The 16,948-nt window shown below is 42.3% G+C and carries 16 protein-coding genes; 4 read left to right on the top strand and 12 right to left on the bottom strand.

The annotated features are described in order from the left end of the window. Nucleotides 1-396 precede the first annotated feature (396 nt). Together WR49_RS19200 and WR49_RS19195 are read left to right on the top strand one after the other, a co-directional pair. Nucleotides 397-1,014, top strand: a complete 618-nt coding sequence (locus tag WR49_RS19200) for a hypothetical protein (RefSeq protein ID WP_046225082.1) — start codon at nucleotides 397-399, stop codon at nucleotides 1,012-1,014. A 2-nt stretch (nucleotides 1,015-1,016) separates the two neighbouring features. After that, nucleotides 1,017-1,361, top strand: coding sequence for a hypothetical protein (locus tag WR49_RS19195; RefSeq protein ID WP_016788068.1), 345 nt, complete (start codon nucleotides 1,017-1,019; stop codon nucleotides 1,359-1,361). A 95-nt stretch (nucleotides 1,362-1,456) separates the two neighbouring features. On the opposite strand, the gene WR49_RS19190 is transcribed toward WR49_RS19195, so the two are convergent. Together WR49_RS19190 and WR49_RS19185 are read right to left on the bottom strand one after the other, a co-directional pair. Further along, on the bottom strand, nucleotides 1,457-2,701 hold the full coding sequence (locus WR49_RS19190) for an ISL3 family transposase (protein WP_231574727.1): 1,245 nt from the start codon (nucleotides 2,699-2,701) through the stop codon (nucleotides 1,457-1,459). A 225-nt stretch (nucleotides 2,702-2,926) separates the two neighbouring features. Then, complete coding sequence (locus WR49_RS19185; RefSeq protein WP_046225081.1) at nucleotides 2,927-3,319, bottom strand: hypothetical protein; 393 nt, start codon at nucleotides 3,317-3,319, stop codon at nucleotides 2,927-2,929. Between the two features lie 330 nt (nucleotides 3,320-3,649). Here WR49_RS19185 and WR49_RS19180 point away from each other — a divergent pair, with 330 nt between their 5' ends. After that, nucleotides 3,650-4,093 carry a hypothetical protein gene (locus WR49_RS19180; protein WP_052715045.1) on the top strand — a complete coding sequence of 148 codons (444 nt, stop codon included), beginning with the start codon at nucleotides 3,650-3,652 and terminating at the stop codon, nucleotides 4,091-4,093. A gap of 29 nt (nucleotides 4,094-4,122) precedes the next feature. After that, complete coding sequence (locus tag WR49_RS19175; RefSeq protein WP_046225080.1) at nucleotides 4,123-4,755, top strand: peptidase M15; 633 nt, start codon at nucleotides 4,123-4,125, stop codon at nucleotides 4,753-4,755. A gap of 305 nt (nucleotides 4,756-5,060) precedes the next feature. On the opposite strand, the gene cas6f is transcribed toward WR49_RS19175, so the two are convergent. From cas6f to WR49_RS19125, 10 genes are all read right to left on the bottom strand, one after another. Further along, a complete protein-coding gene (gene cas6f, locus WR49_RS19170) occupies nucleotides 5,061-5,666 on the bottom strand; it encodes a type I-F CRISPR-associated endoribonuclease Cas6/Csy4 (protein ID WP_046225079.1) in 606 nt (201 codons plus the stop codon). A 9-nt stretch (nucleotides 5,667-5,675) separates the two neighbouring features. Further along, nucleotides 5,676-6,707, bottom strand: a complete 1,032-nt coding sequence (gene csy3 / locus WR49_RS19165) for a type I-F CRISPR-associated protein Csy3 (protein ID WP_046225078.1) — start codon at nucleotides 6,705-6,707, stop codon at nucleotides 5,676-5,678. Nucleotides 6,708-6,713: 6 nt separating this feature from the next. Then, complete coding sequence (locus tag WR49_RS19160; protein WP_046225077.1) at nucleotides 6,714-8,801, bottom strand: type I-F CRISPR-associated protein Csy2; 2,088 nt, start codon at nucleotides 8,799-8,801, stop codon at nucleotides 6,714-6,716. A gap of 2 nt (nucleotides 8,802-8,803) precedes the next feature. Then, nucleotides 8,804-10,015 carry a TniQ family protein gene (locus WR49_RS19155; RefSeq protein WP_046225076.1) on the bottom strand — a complete coding sequence of 404 codons (1,212 nt, stop codon included), beginning with the start codon at nucleotides 10,013-10,015 and terminating at the stop codon, nucleotides 8,804-8,806. A gap of 91 nt (nucleotides 10,016-10,106) precedes the next feature. Next, the gene (locus WR49_RS19150) at nucleotides 10,107-11,063 is read right to left on the bottom strand and encodes a toll/interleukin-1 receptor domain-containing protein (protein ID WP_046225075.1); all 957 of its coding nucleotides are present in this window, start codon (nucleotides 11,061-11,063) and stop codon (nucleotides 10,107-10,109) included. An 18-nt stretch (nucleotides 11,064-11,081) separates the two neighbouring features. Then, complete coding sequence (locus tag WR49_RS19145; RefSeq protein WP_231574726.1) at nucleotides 11,082-11,813, bottom strand: RNA ligase family protein; 732 nt, start codon at nucleotides 11,811-11,813, stop codon at nucleotides 11,082-11,084. Next, on the bottom strand, nucleotides 11,752-12,294 hold the full coding sequence (locus WR49_RS19140; protein ID WP_046225073.1) for a hypothetical protein: 543 nt from the start codon (nucleotides 12,292-12,294) through the stop codon (nucleotides 11,752-11,754). Before WR49_RS19140 ends, WR49_RS19145 begins: the two co-directional genes overlap by 62 nt. Continuing rightward, the gene (locus WR49_RS19135; protein WP_046225072.1) at nucleotides 12,291-13,568 is read right to left on the bottom strand and encodes a DUF3696 domain-containing protein; all 1,278 of its coding nucleotides are present in this window, start codon (nucleotides 13,566-13,568) and stop codon (nucleotides 12,291-12,293) included. Before WR49_RS19135 ends, WR49_RS19140 begins: the two co-directional genes overlap by 4 nt. A gap of 18 nt (nucleotides 13,569-13,586) precedes the next feature. After that, nucleotides 13,587-15,359, bottom strand: coding sequence for a restriction endonuclease subunit S (locus WR49_RS19130; RefSeq protein WP_046225071.1), 1,773 nt, complete (start codon nucleotides 15,357-15,359; stop codon nucleotides 13,587-13,589). Next, nucleotides 15,359-16,852, bottom strand: a complete 1,494-nt coding sequence (locus WR49_RS19125) for an N-6 DNA methylase (RefSeq protein WP_046225070.1) — start codon at nucleotides 16,850-16,852, stop codon at nucleotides 15,359-15,361. Before WR49_RS19125 ends, WR49_RS19130 begins: the two co-directional genes overlap by 1 nt. Nucleotides 16,853-16,948 lie beyond the last annotated feature (96 nt).

The raw sequence follows: 16,948 nt of genomic DNA, 5'->3' as shown, positions 1-16,948 counted from the left end.
AAAGTCGCTTGGTAATTAAGGTACGACAGAATCCCTTGGTGATCACAGGCATAGTGAGTATGTGTGTAACACACTTTTGGACATAACCTTCTTAGAGCAATAACTTAAATTAGAAAGTTACGGATAACTTTTGGTATGGGAAAGCCACTTAATGAAGTGTTCAACTTCACTCGTACAGACCAGCGCTTGGGTTGTAAGCTATATCCATACTTGAGGTAAGGACACAAGCGGTATTGTCGCAGTAAAAAAAGAAAGCGCCAACGATTAAGAATACAATTTCGATAAATGACAGATCGGTTTGGTTGCAATTATTGATGCATATCATCTAGTTGCTTATCAATCGTACTTATAATCACAAAATAACTACTGACTTAATAAATGATACAAAGGTGATTTATGAATATCGTACATATTCGTGATAAAGCTCTGGTTACTCCGGAAATTTTTGAAGCTATGGAAGCCAAACTTAAACAACAATCCTTTGACCATATGACAAAAGCATTTGGTTTAACGAATCTCACAATTGAAGAGGTGATGAGCTGCGGTGAAGGAGAAATTTTTGAGTTGGTTGCAAACAAATACAACGAACTTGGCCGCTCAGAAGAACCTACTCCTGTCGAAACCGAAGAGTCTTTTTTGGAGCTCATGGCTCGATTCCGTGTAGTCGGCAATCGCAGCATCTACGGTAATAACTGTACAGTGTTCACTCCACCATCTGGCTATCAGTATAATGAAGAGGTTTCAAATACCTACTACTACATGTATGACAACGCTTTGGAGGGTTCGAAGCTGTTAACACTGTGGAGTACCTTCGTAGAGAAATCGGCAGGCTATGCAATTAAAGGTGGACCACTGAGTATGTTCCGCTGGATTAAAGAAGTTGCTGTACCAGTAGCGATTGAAGAATGGAAGCTCGAGCAAGCCGGTGATGAAGAAGTTCTAAACCCAACTCTTGTTTGCTTAATTAATCAAAACAACCAGTCGGCTCTAACAGTCGCTTACATCTTTGGCTAATCATGAGCAAAGTAACCATCGGTTTTATATGCATCACCTTTGCTGCCAGCTACTTCACCTACTCGAGTTATATCAGTAGTGAAAAACTGAAAACGGTAAACTCGGATATGGCTCTCAGTTACTTGGCGCACAATCAAAAATGGATTGAACAAACCGACCAGCTAAGAGCCATCAACCGAGGCCAGTTTACTGTTACTTCCGTAATCATTGGCAAGGTAGGAGCAGATTACATCTCCGATGGCAAAGTAGAAGACAAAGGGAACTCGATTTGCTATACCGCTCGTTATCAGTGGAATGATCAAACAAGAGAAAACCCAACTCTTCTCGATGCCAACAAATGCTACTAAAGCACCTATCAAAAACGCTATGTTCCTTCCAGTTGCTGATTATTTTAAACTGAAGAGAACATAGCGTTTTGATTAGATTAAGGGCTCTTCTCCGCTTAGATGAGCTTGACAGAAGGGTATAACATTGAATTCACCTCAGGTACTGAAAGCTGTTTGATCTTCAGTTTGAAGTATTCGGTATCTCTGATCCCTCGTGCTCTTCTGCGCAACAATCCTATTGATACATTGCCAGCTTCGATTATGGCGCTGGTTAATCGGTCATACTTTGCAAAGTTACAGATGCCTTCTTTATGGTCTTGAAGCATGGATACAAAACCTTGCACGCTCATTATTCTTGTGGCATTGGCTAACTGACACCAAGCGTCTAAACGATAAGTCATTTGTCGATAGGTTTCCGCTCGCCAGATACTTTTTAGCTGCTCTTTAAGAACGTAGATTTCACTCAGACGGCGATTGGCTTTGAGTAACATTTTCAGTTTGTCCGTTTGGTTTTCAGACAGCCTTTCTGGATTCTTCAATAGAAGGTAAAGCGAGCCTTTAATCAGCGTTTTATCTTCTCTACAGAGCGCTTTTTTGAACTCATACGAACGCTCTCGTCGAATGAGTTGGCTATATTGTTGGACGACATGGAATCGGTCAAAAACGATGTCAGCATTCGGCAGATTTTCTCTGACGGCTTTTTGATAAGCCTTCCCCATATCCATTGCAACGGCCTGAATCCCTTGGGCAGTTTGTTCGGTAAGTTGTGTGAGAAAGGCTTCAAGAACGCGGTGTGTACGACCATGCTCGACCCAAATCAATTGGCCGTTATCCATGTCATACACCACTGTCATATAGTCGTGCCCTTTGGCTTTTGCGACTTCATCAACGCCAATCCGTTTTAATCCACGGAGTTTGGACGGCTCAGAGGGTGGCAACGCTCGATGCAGCGACGCCTTGTCAATATTCTTAATTGTTTCCCAGCGAAGTCCATAGTGTCTCGCAATCACACTGATGGGCATATGACGGCACAAACCACTAATTTGTTCACAGAATCGTTTGGAATAACGTACGCCTTTTTCAACAAAGTCACACTCTTCAATACGTCGCTCACCTTCGGTTGTACGGACCTGCGCAAGCTCAATATGAATTCGACAACACCGGCCACTTATCGGCAAGTCATAAATAGCTCGAGAAACGTAAGTATTGACGGTGCAAGCTTGGTTAGATTTTGGGTCAGTCACTTTAAATCGTCTGTCTCGACGACAGTAAACGTCAACAGTTTGAGTGGATTCATCGACCTTAATCGACTGGATTGCCTGCCCCTGGATATGTAAAAGCTGAGAAAGTAACTGGGTCAAAATAGGATCCATCCATGCTGACTAAAAAAGGGTTATTAGTCAGTATGGTAGAAGTCAGAATTATTGCGTTATGACTCAACAAAGCGGAGAAGGGCCGAAAAAATAGGTCAAATACTCGCCCGTAAAAAGTATCTGATAAGTCGGCTAACTTTGAAAGGAGCAGAGACGAGTCAGTACAATAGTGCCGACAAAGCTCGTCACGGTTTTCACCCTGAATAGAGTTTACTAAGCTCGACCAAAAGCTTTTAAGAAGTTTTTGGGGTGTTGGTGAAATCTTACATGCTCGGGGTGATTAACCCTCCTCTTTCCCTTAAAGGGCGGCGCAATATATCCCCAATTTGAACATCTTGAGAAATATATTACATAATCAATCTGTGTATTCTGCCATTGGTCAGTAACAACGGTGTTTTCATCAAAGCACTCTACCGATTTCACTTGAATTCGATAGAACTTATTCCCATCAGAAACCAGTACATCAGTCTTCATTCCATGATCGATCATCGGCATAAAGACTTCCCAGCCGTCTTGTAATAGCCAACTAGCCAATAATGTTTCGTAGGAGATACTTTTGTAGTATTTCTTTGCTTCAGAGGAAGTATGGAGTGTTTTTACAGGCATAGTAATATCCTAATTACATGCTGAGTGTCTTTTTAGCACAAGACAGCCAGCGAAGCCTCCCTTTTGGGAGCGCTTCAATTAGGATTCACAATGGCTCTATTGAGGTCTCATCAACTAGCAATGGGAGCTGCCCCTAGTCTTCTACCGTTTGGTTGCCTTGACTACTTATACTAGAGTTCACGTATCGTGAGTGAGTCAGTCGTGTTCATATAAAGATAAACAAAGTTCATAATTTCGTCAATTCTAATACTGGTGAAAAGGCGTCATTAGACAGACAAATTAAAAGATCCCAACTATCTTTATAACAGTCAGAAAGTTGGGATTCCTACCATGTTAAAAACACTCATTACTTGGGTTAGGAAGTGGATTGTAAAAGCTACTCCCCATCCAAAAGAGCCTGCGGTACAGCCAATCAAAACTAATATTGAAACCCTGCATGCTCAGGCACCTAAAACATTGTCCGAAGAATATCTCGATGAAAAAGATAAAGTGAGACACCGACTGGAACGCTGGGCTTTGCATCAAGACCAAATCAATAGTCGCATCCTTAATGCTTATTTAACCCTAGAGCGTAAAGGCTACTCTCCTATAACTATCACGATGCTTCAGAACCAACTTCTAGACATGAAAACTTTCCTACCCAACTTCAATCAAATGAAAAGTATCGCCCCACACAATCATGCGAAAGTATTTGATGTTAAGGGTGAAAGTGTGCGCATTTGGAGTGTTGTTGAAGTTCATGTACGAGAGTATGAAAACAAGATCTTTCACTAGAAAACAGGACAGGTTAAAAAGGTTCAAGTATGAAAACTCCGACTACGGTAGCCAACCTAGAAAAACTCGGGCGCGTGCGCCTATCTCCTTCCTTTTTTATGAGGGACTTTCTTCACTCTGAAATAGCACAAATTGAGCAGCTAACCAATGTTCCGGATTATCCTGACATAGCTCTTGAATCGGGTAGAAACCTTTGCCAGAAGATACTAGAACCAATAAGTAATAAATTTGGCAGGATCAGCATTCGTTCTGGCTATCGTTCACCACTAGTTAATAACGTAGGAAATGAAAAGAAGTATAATTGCGCATCAAATGATAAAAACTATGGTGGTCATATTTGGGATTACAGGGATAAAGATGGCCTATTAGGGGCTACAACTTGTATCGTAGTGAATTCTTTTATTCCTTATTATGACGAAACAGGCCACTGGCAAGCGCTGGCGTGGTGGATTCATGACAATATTCCTGATTACTCTGACATCTGTTTTTTCCCTACTTTTGCCGCATTCAATATCACCTGGCGCGAATCCGAACCACGCAAAGTAATACGCAGCTATATTACTGAAGGCAAAGGGGTTCTAACAAAGCCTTCTTATGACAATCACCACGGCTCCCACCATCAGGAATACGCAGCATTCATTCACAGCCTTGTGCCAAACTAACCCCACAAAACAAAAAACCATCAAGCCTAAACATGATGGTTTGATTATTAGCTGCTTGTTCAGCAGGTTGGTTGCTTTCTTCCTGGCCTATTCTTAGCTGCCTATGCGGCAGGATACGATTACTTTTGTCTCTTTGCAAACCGTCATAAATTATTAGCTGCCTATGCGGCAGGACACTTTAGAATATAGTCTCTAACCATCTGACTCCGCGTGCTTTAAGTCACAATTCACCAAAATACCCTTTTTCTTCTTAGTTCTGTAAGTCCTTGTATTTACTTCTCTGGAAAAGGGCTTACAAAAAAAGGTTAAAAGCGTAAGTCGGGAACTGTTCCTCTTCTTTCTTGATTGGTGGCTAAACCATAACTATTAAAATTTGCGGCAACACACTCACCATGAAACTCCTTTTGGATAAATAAAATATAATTTTGCGCTGATGAGCCACTAGAAACGGGAATTCGATGAAAACTATCTATTACACGATCTTCGTTAGTTTCTGGTAATGATGGTTCAACACCAGATAGTTCGGCTCTCGCCATGCTACGCTTGATTCGGCGTTTCTTAGAACCCAAAAAGTTTTTTCCAATCGTTTGGTTACGGACAAACCTCACCTCTACCGCAGTGTCTGGCACCTCACAAACACTAGATACCTCAAATAAACCCTCATTTATCATCAAAGAAAAATAAGGCTGAAAAGAGAGCCCAATCATCGCCTCTTTATCTTCAGCAACAAAGGCAATGGTTTGGCCAACTGTAGATTCATTCCAATCAGGAAAGATCACGCCAATCCTATTCATTGCTTGTTGGTTATTGACCATAAACAGGTGCATTTGGGATATACAACGCCCTGCTAATAGCTCATTGTCGGCTTGTGCAGGTATGTAACTTATTAAGAAATAGTAACGCTTAGTCATATCTATCCCTTACTTCGCTTTGGAACAATTAAAGAGGCCGCCTTTGATCAAGACAGACATGATGAAGTGCACATCATTTGGGATGGTTTGAGACGCTGTCATACTTTCAATCCAGTTCTCTGTATTTCTGAGCAGTTGGTAGAAATCGTTTCCATGCACAACATGTCGCCTTGCTATAACGTATTCTCGATCTGCCCCATATTCGTTCACTCTTAATGGTTTATCTGCGTTTTCATGCCACCAATCGTCAATCGATTGCAACGCGGCTCCAACTTTTTGACCATGAAACGCAACGGTTTCCTTTCCGTTCAATAGTTCGACGGTAGCTAACTGCTTAGTCGGAACACCATCTTCTCGGCTATCTAAAAACTCTTGGCTTGGGTAAACCTCATCTCCCCAACCAACTCCAATTTTAGCTTTGACATCCATGTAGAAATATTCGGTTGGGTCAGATAGCGCTCGCATCAAATAGGCTGTGAGCTTTTCTAGGCATTCTGCTGAAGCCTCATCCCAATGACCATACCAAGAAAGCCTTGTTGCGTTTTCTATAATCAAGGTTTGTGAATCACTGGTGGTCACTTCTATCGACAATTTTCGACACTCCCTGTTTCTCCAAAGCCAACGGCCAAGCAGTATATTCTTCGCGTATCGATGAGCTAACTCCTGATAGCCATTGAGCTCTTTATAAGTATTAGCCAGTAACGAAAGCTTACTGCGCACTTCATCGTCACTACAGATATCTGGGGTTAGAGAATTGGCTCGAATTCGAAGCGGGAATGCACAGTAGATATCATCAATCCCAGGTTTGACATAACACTCTTCGATGAACTGAGGATTGGAGTGAGCTAAATCTTGTGGAGCAACATTCTTTGCTACGAACTTGCCCCCTTTATACGCTTCTGCATAACCACCTTTTGGTGCGCGCAACCTAGTTCTATCAATTTCAAGGGGACACATCTCACCACTTTTCGAAAGATGGTAGAAATATGCTTTGCCAGCAGAGAGTGATCGAACGTAGTTCAGCTGAGTGCAAAGTTCCATAAACGATTAATCCCTATAGTTTTTTATAAGAATAGTTTCGCTACTGCATTCTATCGACCAAAAGGCGTGGTTTAAAAAGTGATCTCTTCCACTAAAACGTACTTCTATGGGGTTAACTCGCTGAGCAAGTCCCATCGCATTCTCTGCATAAGCGTGACAACCAGTGATTGAGTTGCACCGTTTAGTTGGACGTTCTAACAAATGGTAGCCAATAGAAACTGGTAAGTTATCAGCGTCTTTAGTGATTAAACTTTCTAGCTCATCAAAATCACTCGGCTGTTTTTCACTTGGATATAACCATCGCCCGTATGCTGGTAACCCTTTTAAGACATGGAAAAGCTCACTCCTGCTGGTAAATGTCTTAAGCCACTCAATCTGCGTCGATAGCTGTGGTTGGTATAATGCCCCTCCGGCGAAAGCAACGGGAAGTGCCGTTTTAAGTGCGGACTTAAAATCTGAAATTCGGCTGTCACTATGGACTCTGATAACTAGGTCTATTTCTAGGTCTGCCAATCGTTCACTACGAATAGTTGGTCGCTTCGCGTTAGAAACCGTTCGTGCTTTAGCGACTAAGTTGGGTTCGGTAAGCTTGGCCGTCGGTTGAATGTTCTCACTTCGAACATAAAAAGAGAAACTCGAAAACTCAAACAGGGAATCACAATTAGCTAGCTTATTAAACTCTCTTTGGTAATGGTGCATGAACCCCCAAATAGCCGCCAAAGAAGGAGCACCACACAGATATGGGCTACTCATTGCGACCGCATCTTGCACTCTCATTGATGACAAATAGATATACTGCTCACCCGTTACCTTATCTTCATTGCCATTTGGTTTACTGAGCTGTTCAAGTATCCATACGATTTGGGCTTTGACGACCTGCATTAGCTTAGGGTGATAAGCAAACTTTGCGGCAAACTTATTATTTTGAAACGCGAGATGTAAGCGACGGTTAAACTCACTAGCTAAGGAGCCTAGGTCTGATTCTGGTAGCGCCAAAAAGGCTTGAGCCAAAGTGTCATCATGTTCCAATTGCTGTTGATTAGGGTCAGCATCAACAATATCTCTTAACTCAATTAATGGCAGCATCCACAGGGCTATCTGCTTTCGCAATATCTTACTTCTAACCTTACGAGCGCTCTCCCTTTGCTTCTGTGTTTTTGATGGTTCTGATCCAATTAAGTGATTTAACACCTGACAAATTTTGGCGTTATTTACCTGATAGTCATCAAAGTAGCGGCCACTCTTTTTGCGACTTTCAGTTAACGTCCCACCCTGCGCTGGTTTGACGTCTAGCGGGTAATTTAGGACTTTCATATACCCACCTAAACTGCCACACAGATTCCCGATACTTGCCGAGTTTGGCAGCGATGAAGACACAAAGCTGAGCTTGCTTTCTCGACTTCTCGATCTCACTTCTAACTCTCTTTGGATGGCATGACTGACCACTGGGGTCACCGAAACATAATCATCCCCCCATGGAAACCGTAGTTGCTTGCTGTAAGTACTGACACTGTCAGGAAAACTATTTTCAGGAAGTTGTTCTTCAATTGTGTGTTTTAAGCGAGCAAGTGAATTAGCACCTAAACCAAATTCTTTGAGCAGCTCAACCCAAACAGGGGTTTCTTGCTGAACAAGTGAAAGAAGACTCACGGACTGTGATTGCCAGCGGAAAGGATTCAATAACCACAATGTATGGCGATACACCGCGGAGTTATGCCCCCACCCCAAGCTTTGCTCTAATACTGAGCTTGAGATAAACGCCTCGGTTGTAGCAAGAGGTTGTGCAATTATCCGCTGATCTTTAACTCGGCAGTCTGGAAACTTGAGATTATGAGTGTGGAACCATTTGATTTCATCAAGGGACGCCTTTAGGTTCTCAGCCGCTTTTAAATGCCTTTTAGCTCGGGCAACATCCAACCAATCCAAGCACCTATCTGATTGATGGCTTGAACTGAGATTGAGCAAGATCGTCAACGCTTCTTTTTCACACCCTTCAACACAGACATCTTCCGTATAGGGCATGAACATCTTCTTTAGCGTAATCTGCTTTACTGCTTCGTCTTCGATTGCCAATAAGTCACTTAATTTCGTCATAATTACCACTCAGGTAGATACACGCTTAAACCATCACTTTCAGAGCTCATTCGAGTCAGCTTTGTTTCGATGACACTTCTTAAAGTAAACGCCGATTCATGACTCGCTATCTTTGTATGCATTCGCGGCCTGATCGCGGCTTTAATCTCACCAAACTCATACAGCCGATACACTTCATCCGTTGTGCAAGAGAGCAATGTAGAAGCTTCTAGAGGGCTGAGCAGTACATCACCGATATTTCCTTTCGCGCTTGAAGGTACTGTTGCCATCAGCAGTGTAAAGTACGCTAACACCTGAGTAAGCACGATATTGTGACTCAACTGCCGACTGGGTAACTGACGGCAATCTTTAAGCAGAGCACCAAAAGCTTCATTGAAAAACATCTTCTTCCAATCTTTTACTCGGACGAGCTCTGTCTTCTCTTTCAAAACATCGAAGTCTTGCCACAATGACGTTGGCCATGAGCCGCAGTATTCGATGAATGATTCGAAACTGAAGTCATCGATATTGCCATAACGATTTACATACCAAAGTAAAAAGCCATAGCGCTCAGATAACGTCATTTCTCCTTTTAGTAATCCCAAGGGTTTTGAATCATTCCCTGACAACCATTGAGCAACTAATACCTCAACCTCTGGCGCATCTTCTACTGGCGAGTTTCGGAGTTCGAAACCACATTCACATTGGCTAATACTCTCGGTACTTTGGTATTCAAGCCTCGACTTACACTCAGGGCAGTGATGAATCAGCTTACAGCCATGATGTTCACAAGCTTGGTGAGAGATAAATTGCCACTGCTGACGAATGTAGGGTGCTTCGTTAACACACAGAGGGCAAATAGGCGTGAAGCGTTTGCGAAGAAAAGCATAAGGGTAGTCAACACCAAATCTATGAACAGCTTTGTATTGCGGAGAGAATTGAGCTTTTGAATGTGATAGCGCTAAGCGCAGTACACCAAAGTTGTTGAGCTTTAATTGGTTCTCAAGATGGATAAGAACCCGCACTCGCATTTGGCTTGTAGTTTGAGCGTGGTAGATATTGACTCGTTCGAGCTCTAAGGGGAAAGCACCAGCAATCGCCTCATGCTGATCCATGGTGTCGAACCAGATATCTTCGGCGAAATGAGAAAATCGCTCGTAGCCTTGCTCTTGCGATGAGCGCAACAAGAAGCTTTCGAGCGATTCGTCAGGGTAAAGTTGAATGTCCGTTTTCACATGCCACCACTAAAACTTAGAATGTCTAAGTTTTAGTTTCGCTGATATTCCCACTAATGCAAATTTAAACTGTAATATGTATGGAAGCAGATCACTGTAGAGAATGAAGAAAAGACGACCAAAAGTATTCTGCTGCACCTTGCTGCGTAAGTTGTTCTTCCGTGTCACTTGTTCGATAAAAATTCATTCCGCTAGCTTTTAAGTACAATGAAAGACCATCATTTTCAACACTTAGCCAATCATTCATACTGTTATCATTCTCAGAACTTGAATAACAAATAGTATTGCGCTCAAAGTGCCCACTACCATACCAAATATTACACACGCTCTTCTGACTGCCATTTTCATAAATATAAGCACAAAAACGTGTCGAGGTAATTTGCTTAAAACGAACTTGTATCTGCGGGTTCCGATTACCTAGTTCTTCTAAAGAGCCTTCAAAATAACGAGCTATGTAGTCAAAACTTGTTTCCAAAAAGCAATCTCTATCATGATCACTAAACTCTTGTTTCAAGCGCATATTACTCGAACGCGGTAAAGCTACGCTTTGTGAATTGGCAGGAGCTTGAGGGCTAATGGAGCTAGTAACGCCTTGAGAGGTGGAACTAACTGTTAGTGCATCAACTGCCACTCTGATCTGTTTTGCGATAATTGTGAATGCTTCTTGTTGATTAGCAAACATTGTTACAGGCTTTCCATCGGTGGGCGTAGCCAATAGCTTTCCAAAGGGTGCATGATGCCAATCACACGGATGTAAAATGACAGGAATCACTTTTGCCTCCCTGAGTTCGTGCTTTTCTAGGGCTCTAGCCATTTCTTTTTCATAGCAATAATTTGAAGCCAAGAAGTGAGCACTCACCAAAAGAAGAATTACATCTGAATCTTCTAAATTTTGACTAATATCTTGGTCAATTTCAGAACCAACAACAATCCGGCGATCATGCCACGTAGTAATCAGCCCTTGCCTTTTTAGCATAGCAAGGTGGACTTCTAATTCATTTCGTAGCTCTTCATCAACATGACAGTACGAAAAAAATAAATTTGCCATTACCTCTCCCTCTCTATTTTAATACTGGATTTTGTTTGGAATCAGAGGCTTACGAGACCAGTGTTCGTCAATGGTTTGAGTAAAGTCAGCCCTAACTAATTTAGCTCTTTTCTCAAGCCAGTTCCCTTTATCTTTCCTCAAATAAATACCTTCAATCTTATTAGCACCATAATATGACGGTTGGTCTAGCATCAATTTCAAGTCTTTGACACTAAATCTACCTTGAACCAACGGTGAAACAATGGGAATACCTATAGTCGCTAGAACCTTATTCCTTCTTTTAACAGAATAAAATTTACCTGCTGAACGACTATAAAGATCAAATCCAATAAACCAATTTGGTAGCTTTTCGTAACCAATTGAGTGCTCGGCATAACACCATTCACCAAACAGTATTAGATCGCTATCAAGAGCTAATTTTAGTTGATACTCATATTGCTTTATCCATTTCCACAGGTGCTTAAACTGACCACCTACACCTTTATCTATCCAAGCTCCTCGATTTTGTGCTCTTAATTCACCATGCTGATCAATCGAGAAACCCACATTAGCCCCATCGACTTTCTCCTCAACAACTAGCTCTGAAGATAAAAAAGATTCCACTTCTAATGGTGGCAATAGTTTATCACCCCTAGGTTCCCTATCGCCTAACCAAGCAATGTGTGGAGTATGAGGAAATCGGAAAAACTCATCGTCCATGATGTTGACGCCACTTTTCTCTGAGCCAAACATCGATAATTTGCTCAACATTGACACCTGCATCTAACAATTCAGACTCCCAATCATACCAATCTGTGTCGCAAGCATTAACAATCGTATATTCTGGTTGTTCTTCATTTGCTTTAAGACATGCCGCTACTATTTTAGTATCAGCTAGATCGTGTACAACGGTTTTTAATGGTTCATCTAGTGCAGCAGCTTTATCAACGGCCGCAGGGTCATCAACCCACTCAAGACCTACGTAGTCAATTTCATTTCTCGCCATTTTTTCGAACAATACACGTTGGCCATAATCTTGCTCCGTAAGCTTATTTGAGTACTCAGTAATGATTTCCCAATCACTATCGACCACCATCCGGTCAGTTCCTAACTCAAATAATACTAGCCATTCAAATACTTTTTCTGCTTCCAGAGGGTCTTCAACGGGGTGATTTTCAGAGCGAAAAGGGGATTCAGGGTGCTCTCCACTGGCTACAATAAGCACGTTGGTATCAACTACATGTCTGCTCATTGTCTCGCTCGCTCTGCTTTTATTCGTTGCATCGTTTCTTGAGCTTGCTTTCTCAATTCACCAGTAGCATCACCGAAAAAGTTTTTAGGCCATTCTTCTAGTCGCCCATATTTATCCATACTCAATGTTTTCAACACCGCATCTGAATTCTTTCGTTCAACAAAATACAATGCACACTGATCTGGCTTCGCCTTTTGGGTTGCAACCAGAGTTTGCATACGTCTGAATAAGTGCTCAGAATGTGTCTCAACGATAAATTGAACATCACGTTCTAAGCTGACTTCCAAGAATAACTCAGCAAGTAATGACTGAGCCAGAGGATGCAAATGGATTTCAGGTTCTTCTAAGATAATCGTTGACTTTTCTGGTGCGAAATATGCCAATACAAGCACAGGAAGCACTTGCGACACACCTGTACCAACATCAATTAGATTTGCCGCTACACCATCTCGATGAACAAGTATGTTGTAGTTACCTGCACCAATATGTTTGACCTCAAGCCTATCGGCGATGCGCATTTTTTTGAGCCACTTTGATACCGCTTCAACTAAGCCATCGCTCTTTTTGCCTGATGTATTATTACTAGCTAACAATGCAAAAACGGCCTCGCTACCATCGACTCCGATGATTCCTGGGCGAGTTCTATTCCATATATACGTTCTTCTAGGCTTGCTTCTGAGAGGGCCTAAATAAGAGACGGCTTCAAGATCTCTTAATACCGACAGGCTGATATCTTCTACGTCACTTCCAATTGGTCCTAAATCGTAAATTGCATCTTTAGAAAATGACACACCACGCTCAGGCGAATACTCTCTACTTTTCAGGCTAGTTCGAGTCTCATTTGGCAAATAAATATTAAAAGCGCCTTTGTCAGAACGCTGAGCTCTGAACCAATTATCACTATCCTTACTAAGTTGGAGTTGGTCGATTACCGGACTTTTTTTGGAATCCTGAGCATAGTCAATTTTTAGAAAGCTGCGCCCTTGTCTTCCGTCAACATCCATTTCAATAGAGATTTTCCGGTTTTCAGGATCTTTCGTTAATAGATCTTCAAATGCCCCCATGTCCACATAGTCATTTACCTCATCTCCACCGAGGTTTAAGTGAATCGTTCTATCAGGAGAAGTAGCTGTTTGCTTCATCAAAAGTAAGCTCTGTAACAGGCTAGATTTACCCGTTGAGTTTTCACCAAGTAAAAGAGTCACTGGGGCAAGGTTGACATCTCCTGACTCACGCCACGCTTTAAAATTGGTAAGTTTGATTCTCTTAAACATAAAAATATCCTTCGGGCTCTAAACAGCCTGTTCAACAATAGCATCAGTAAGGTGTAGTTGTGTTGTTTGAGACTCTTTTAAGCTACCTTTAAGTTTTTCGCAAATACCCAATAGTTCATTAGCTTTTTTAACTATTTGTCTTTGTTGACTTAAAGGAGGGACTGCAAGCACTACACTCCACAACTTGTCAGACACCAATTTGCAAGTACCATGTGAAGAACGGTCTACCAAGTCGACCATCTCATTCTTTATTCCTTTCATTACAACGAGCAGAAACTCTGGCTCAATATAATTGTAAATAAGAGCTTTCATATCTTGATTAATTACTACTGGCTTTTTAGTGAGAGCTACAGGGAAAGAATGTGCGAGTATCATTCCCCTAACTACCATCAGTAGACTTTTTTCTGGAATAAGTTTAATTGTCGTTTCCAATACGGCTTTCTCTGTAACGCTATCGATCGCCGATTCGATATAATCTCTTTTCATATCTTTCGGAGATACCCACGGAATACTACCTCCCCAATATTCAGAGTTACCTTTTGATGGAGTCCCACCACCTAAGTCATATCCAAGCTCACCAAAACGACACCACTCCCATCCATTCGGCAGTTCAAACGGCTTTTCATCATCAGCAATCGGTGGCAGTGCTTTCTGCTTTTTAATTTTCTTATCTTTGATTAATTGCGCTTTTTCTTCCGCAATACGCTCAAGCAACTTTGCCGCGGGTTCATCACTTGGGTGTTGTGGGACAAGCTTACCCATGACTGCCAGTTGCAGGATGGTTTGTTTTAGCTGGTCGATGCTCGCTTCGGTGGTGAACAAGGTATCGAAGTGCTCGCTGATTCGTGCCCAGTTTTGCATTAGCTCTTCGGCATCAGCAGAGTTGGTTAACGTGTCTAACAGCGTTGTAACCAACACCTGATGTGCTTCAATGCTGGCTTCGGTTTGTTGCTCTAGTTGGTCGCAGAGTGTCATGAGTTCATCGACTTTGGCGACAATGCGTTTTTGTTCTTTAAGTGGAGGGTAAGGTAATGGGTTACCTGCAAAAAAATCTTTAGGGACACGCTTCTGACCAGCGGAACCCGTCATTTGGGTCTCACCCACTTTAAGAAACATTGGCGCTTTCAGATATAGCAACACAAATAAAGGTTCAAGAGCTCCTGAAATAGGTCTAGCAACGTGAAGCTCTGTTGTTCCTGTTCCTACACCATTTTTTAGGTCAGAAAACACAGCTGCTTTGCTATTTTCAAAACAAGGCGTTATTTTCGCTAGTGCAATATCACCGTCACGAAAGTGAGTGTAGCCTTTTTTAATATCTTTCCAGCTTCTCACTTCAGAGCCATGTTCACCTTTATAGCTGGTTGATATCATCGGCATAGGAACGAATGATGCTTCAGACTCATCTTCTACATCGCTATTTCTAGGTCCGATTTCCGATAACTCAGATAATCGAGTCCATTGCCAACCTAAAGGTAATTCGAATAAAGCTTCATCATCTCGAACTTCTCCGAATGATTTTTGTTTCTTAATCTTCTTATCTTTCACCAACTGCGCTTTTTCTTCCGCAATTCGTTCAAGCAATACCAATGCAGGCTCATCCGTTGGGTCTTGAGGCACTAACTTACCGCGCACGGCCAATTCCAAGATCAACTCACGCAGTTTCTTCACGCCATAAAGCTCACGCTTTTTACTACTACCACGACCAGAGGCGGACTTGGTTTTCACTGTTGAAGTCCAAATGTCGATGTTGTCGGTGATCAACTGATTCATAAAGGTCTGTTCTACACTCATTATTCAGCACCGCCCACAGACGAATTCAGGGCTTCACCTAGAATGTCTTTCAGCTGATTACGAAGCTGTGAGATCTCTTGCTGCTGCTGTTGGTAGCTCTCTAATAACTCTTTTGGATCGTGACTTACCACTTCACCTTGATAAGGGTTTTTAATATCTAGGTTAAAGTTACGCTCAATGATGTCGGCGATTGGCACTTTCCATGCGTGATTGTTCTCTACACGGCTAGCAAAACCGTCTTCTTCATTGCCCCACCAATCGATCTCTTGCTGGAACTCTTCAAACTTCATTGGTTTGGTCTTGTTGTAGTTCTTCACGCCTTCTGGGTATGGGTGCTCGTAGAACCATACGTCTTTGGTTGGCTTACCTTTGGTGAAGAACAGAATGTTAGTTTTGATGCCTGTGTATGGGTTAAACACGCCATTAGGTAAACGCACAATGGTGTGCAGGTTACATTCTTCGGTCAGCATCTTTTTGATTTTGGTTTTAACGCCTTCACCAAACAATGTGCCATCTGGCAGTACTACGCCTGCTCGACCGCCATTTTGCATTTCTGAACCTTCGTCTAACACTTCTATGATCAGCTGTAGGAACAAATCAGCCGTTTCACGAGTTTGCATTTCGGCTGGGAAGTTCTTTTCAATGCCGTCTTCTTCTGTGCCACCAAACGGAGGGTTGGTTGCAATCACGTTAATGTTACTGTCCCAGCTTGAAAGCGGTTTGTTCAGTGTATTGCCGTGTTTGATTTGCACAGGTACTTCAATGCCGTGCAGCATCATGTTGGTGATACACAGTAGGTGTGGCAGTTGTTTCTTTTCGACACCGTGGATCTGCTTTTGCAGTGTTTGGTGATCCGCTGCCGTTTTCACGTAGTTGTCTTTCACATGGTCAAACGAACATGCAAGGAAGCCCCCTGTACCCGTTGCAGGGTCCATAATGGCTTCGCCTAGCTTAGGGTCTAAGCGGTTAACGATGAAGCGTGTAACAGCACGAGGCGTATAGAACTCACCCGCATTACCTGCACTTTGCAGATCTTTTAAAATTTGCTCGTAGATATCACCAAACAAGTGACGCTCTGAAGAGTCAGTAAAGTCTATTTCGTTGAGCTTGTTGATCACTTGGCGCAGTAGCGTGCCGTTTTTCATGTAGTTGAAGGCATCGCTAAATGCTTCTTTGGCAACAAAGCCACGGGGGTTTAGATCAACTGGCGCGGTTAGGTTCTTCAGTTTGTAGAACAGGTCGTCGTTAACGAATTCAAGCAGTTCATCACCCGTAATGCCTTCTGCATCTTGCGCCCAGTTGCGCCATAGGTATTGCTCTGGGATTGGGAACTTGTAGTCGTCCAGTTCTAGTTCTAACTCTTCCTCTTGAGCGTCGAATACTTTAAGGAAAAGTAGCCAAGACATTTGGCCAAGGCGCTGCGCATCGCCGTCGACACCGGCATCTTTACGCATGATGTCTTGAATGGATTTGATAACTGAACTGATAGACATGGTTTTCTACTTTTAAACAACTGAAATTTGTGGCGAATTATAACAGAACCAGGTCAAAAAAAATGAAGTTAGTTCTATGAAACCATAGATATAAGA

The organism is Vibrio sp. ECSMB14106 (genome assembly GCF_000972265.1).
Taxonomy (GTDB): domain Bacteria; phylum Pseudomonadota; class Gammaproteobacteria; order Enterobacterales; family Vibrionaceae; genus Vibrio; species Vibrio kanaloae.
This window is presented reverse-complemented; position numbering and strand designations above follow the sequence as displayed.

What these genes read in the sequence shown, in the direction of transcription:
- WR49_RS19200 (WP_046225082.1), top strand. Translation starts at nt 397, where the DNA reads ATGAATATCGTACATATTCGTGATAAAGCTCTGGTTACTCCGGAAATT.
- WR49_RS19195 (WP_016788068.1), top strand. Translation starts at nt 1,017, where the DNA reads ATGAGCAAAGTAACCATCGGTTTTATATGCATCACCTTTGCTGCCAGC.
- WR49_RS19185 (WP_046225081.1), bottom strand. Translation starts at nt 3,319, where the DNA reads ATGCCTGTAAAAACACTCCATACTTCCTCTGAAGCAAAGAAATACTAC.
- WR49_RS19180 (WP_052715045.1), top strand. Translation starts at nt 3,650, where the DNA reads ATGTTAAAAACACTCATTACTTGGGTTAGGAAGTGGATTGTAAAAGCT.
- WR49_RS19175 (WP_046225080.1), top strand. Translation starts at nt 4,123, where the DNA reads ATGAAAACTCCGACTACGGTAGCCAACCTAGAAAAACTCGGGCGCGTG.
- cas6f (WP_046225079.1), bottom strand. Translation starts at nt 5,666, where the DNA reads ATGACTAAGCGTTACTATTTCTTAATAAGTTACATACCTGCACAAGCC.
- csy3 (WP_046225078.1), bottom strand. Translation starts at nt 6,707, where the DNA reads ATGGAACTTTGCACTCAGCTGAACTACGTTCGATCACTCTCTGCTGGC.
- WR49_RS19160 (WP_046225077.1), bottom strand. Translation starts at nt 8,801, where the DNA reads ATGACGAAATTAAGTGACTTATTGGCAATCGAAGACGAAGCAGTAAAG.
- WR49_RS19150 (WP_046225075.1), bottom strand. Translation starts at nt 11,063, where the DNA reads ATGGCAAATTTATTTTTTTCGTACTGTCATGTTGATGAAGAGCTACGA.
- WR49_RS19145 (WP_231574726.1), bottom strand. Translation starts at nt 11,813, where the DNA reads ATGTTGAGCAAATTATCGATGTTTGGCTCAGAGAAAAGTGGCGTCAAC.
- WR49_RS19140 (WP_046225073.1), bottom strand. Translation starts at nt 12,294, where the DNA reads ATGAGCAGACATGTAGTTGATACCAACGTGCTTATTGTAGCCAGTGGA.
- WR49_RS19135 (WP_046225072.1), bottom strand. Translation starts at nt 13,568, where the DNA reads ATGTTTAAGAGAATCAAACTTACCAATTTTAAAGCGTGGCGTGAGTCA.
- WR49_RS19130 (WP_046225071.1), bottom strand. Translation starts at nt 15,359, where the DNA reads ATGAGTGTAGAACAGACCTTTATGAATCAGTTGATCACCGACAACATC.
- WR49_RS19125 (WP_046225070.1), bottom strand. Translation starts at nt 16,852, where the DNA reads ATGTCTATCAGTTCAGTTATCAAATCCATTCAAGACATCATGCGTAAA.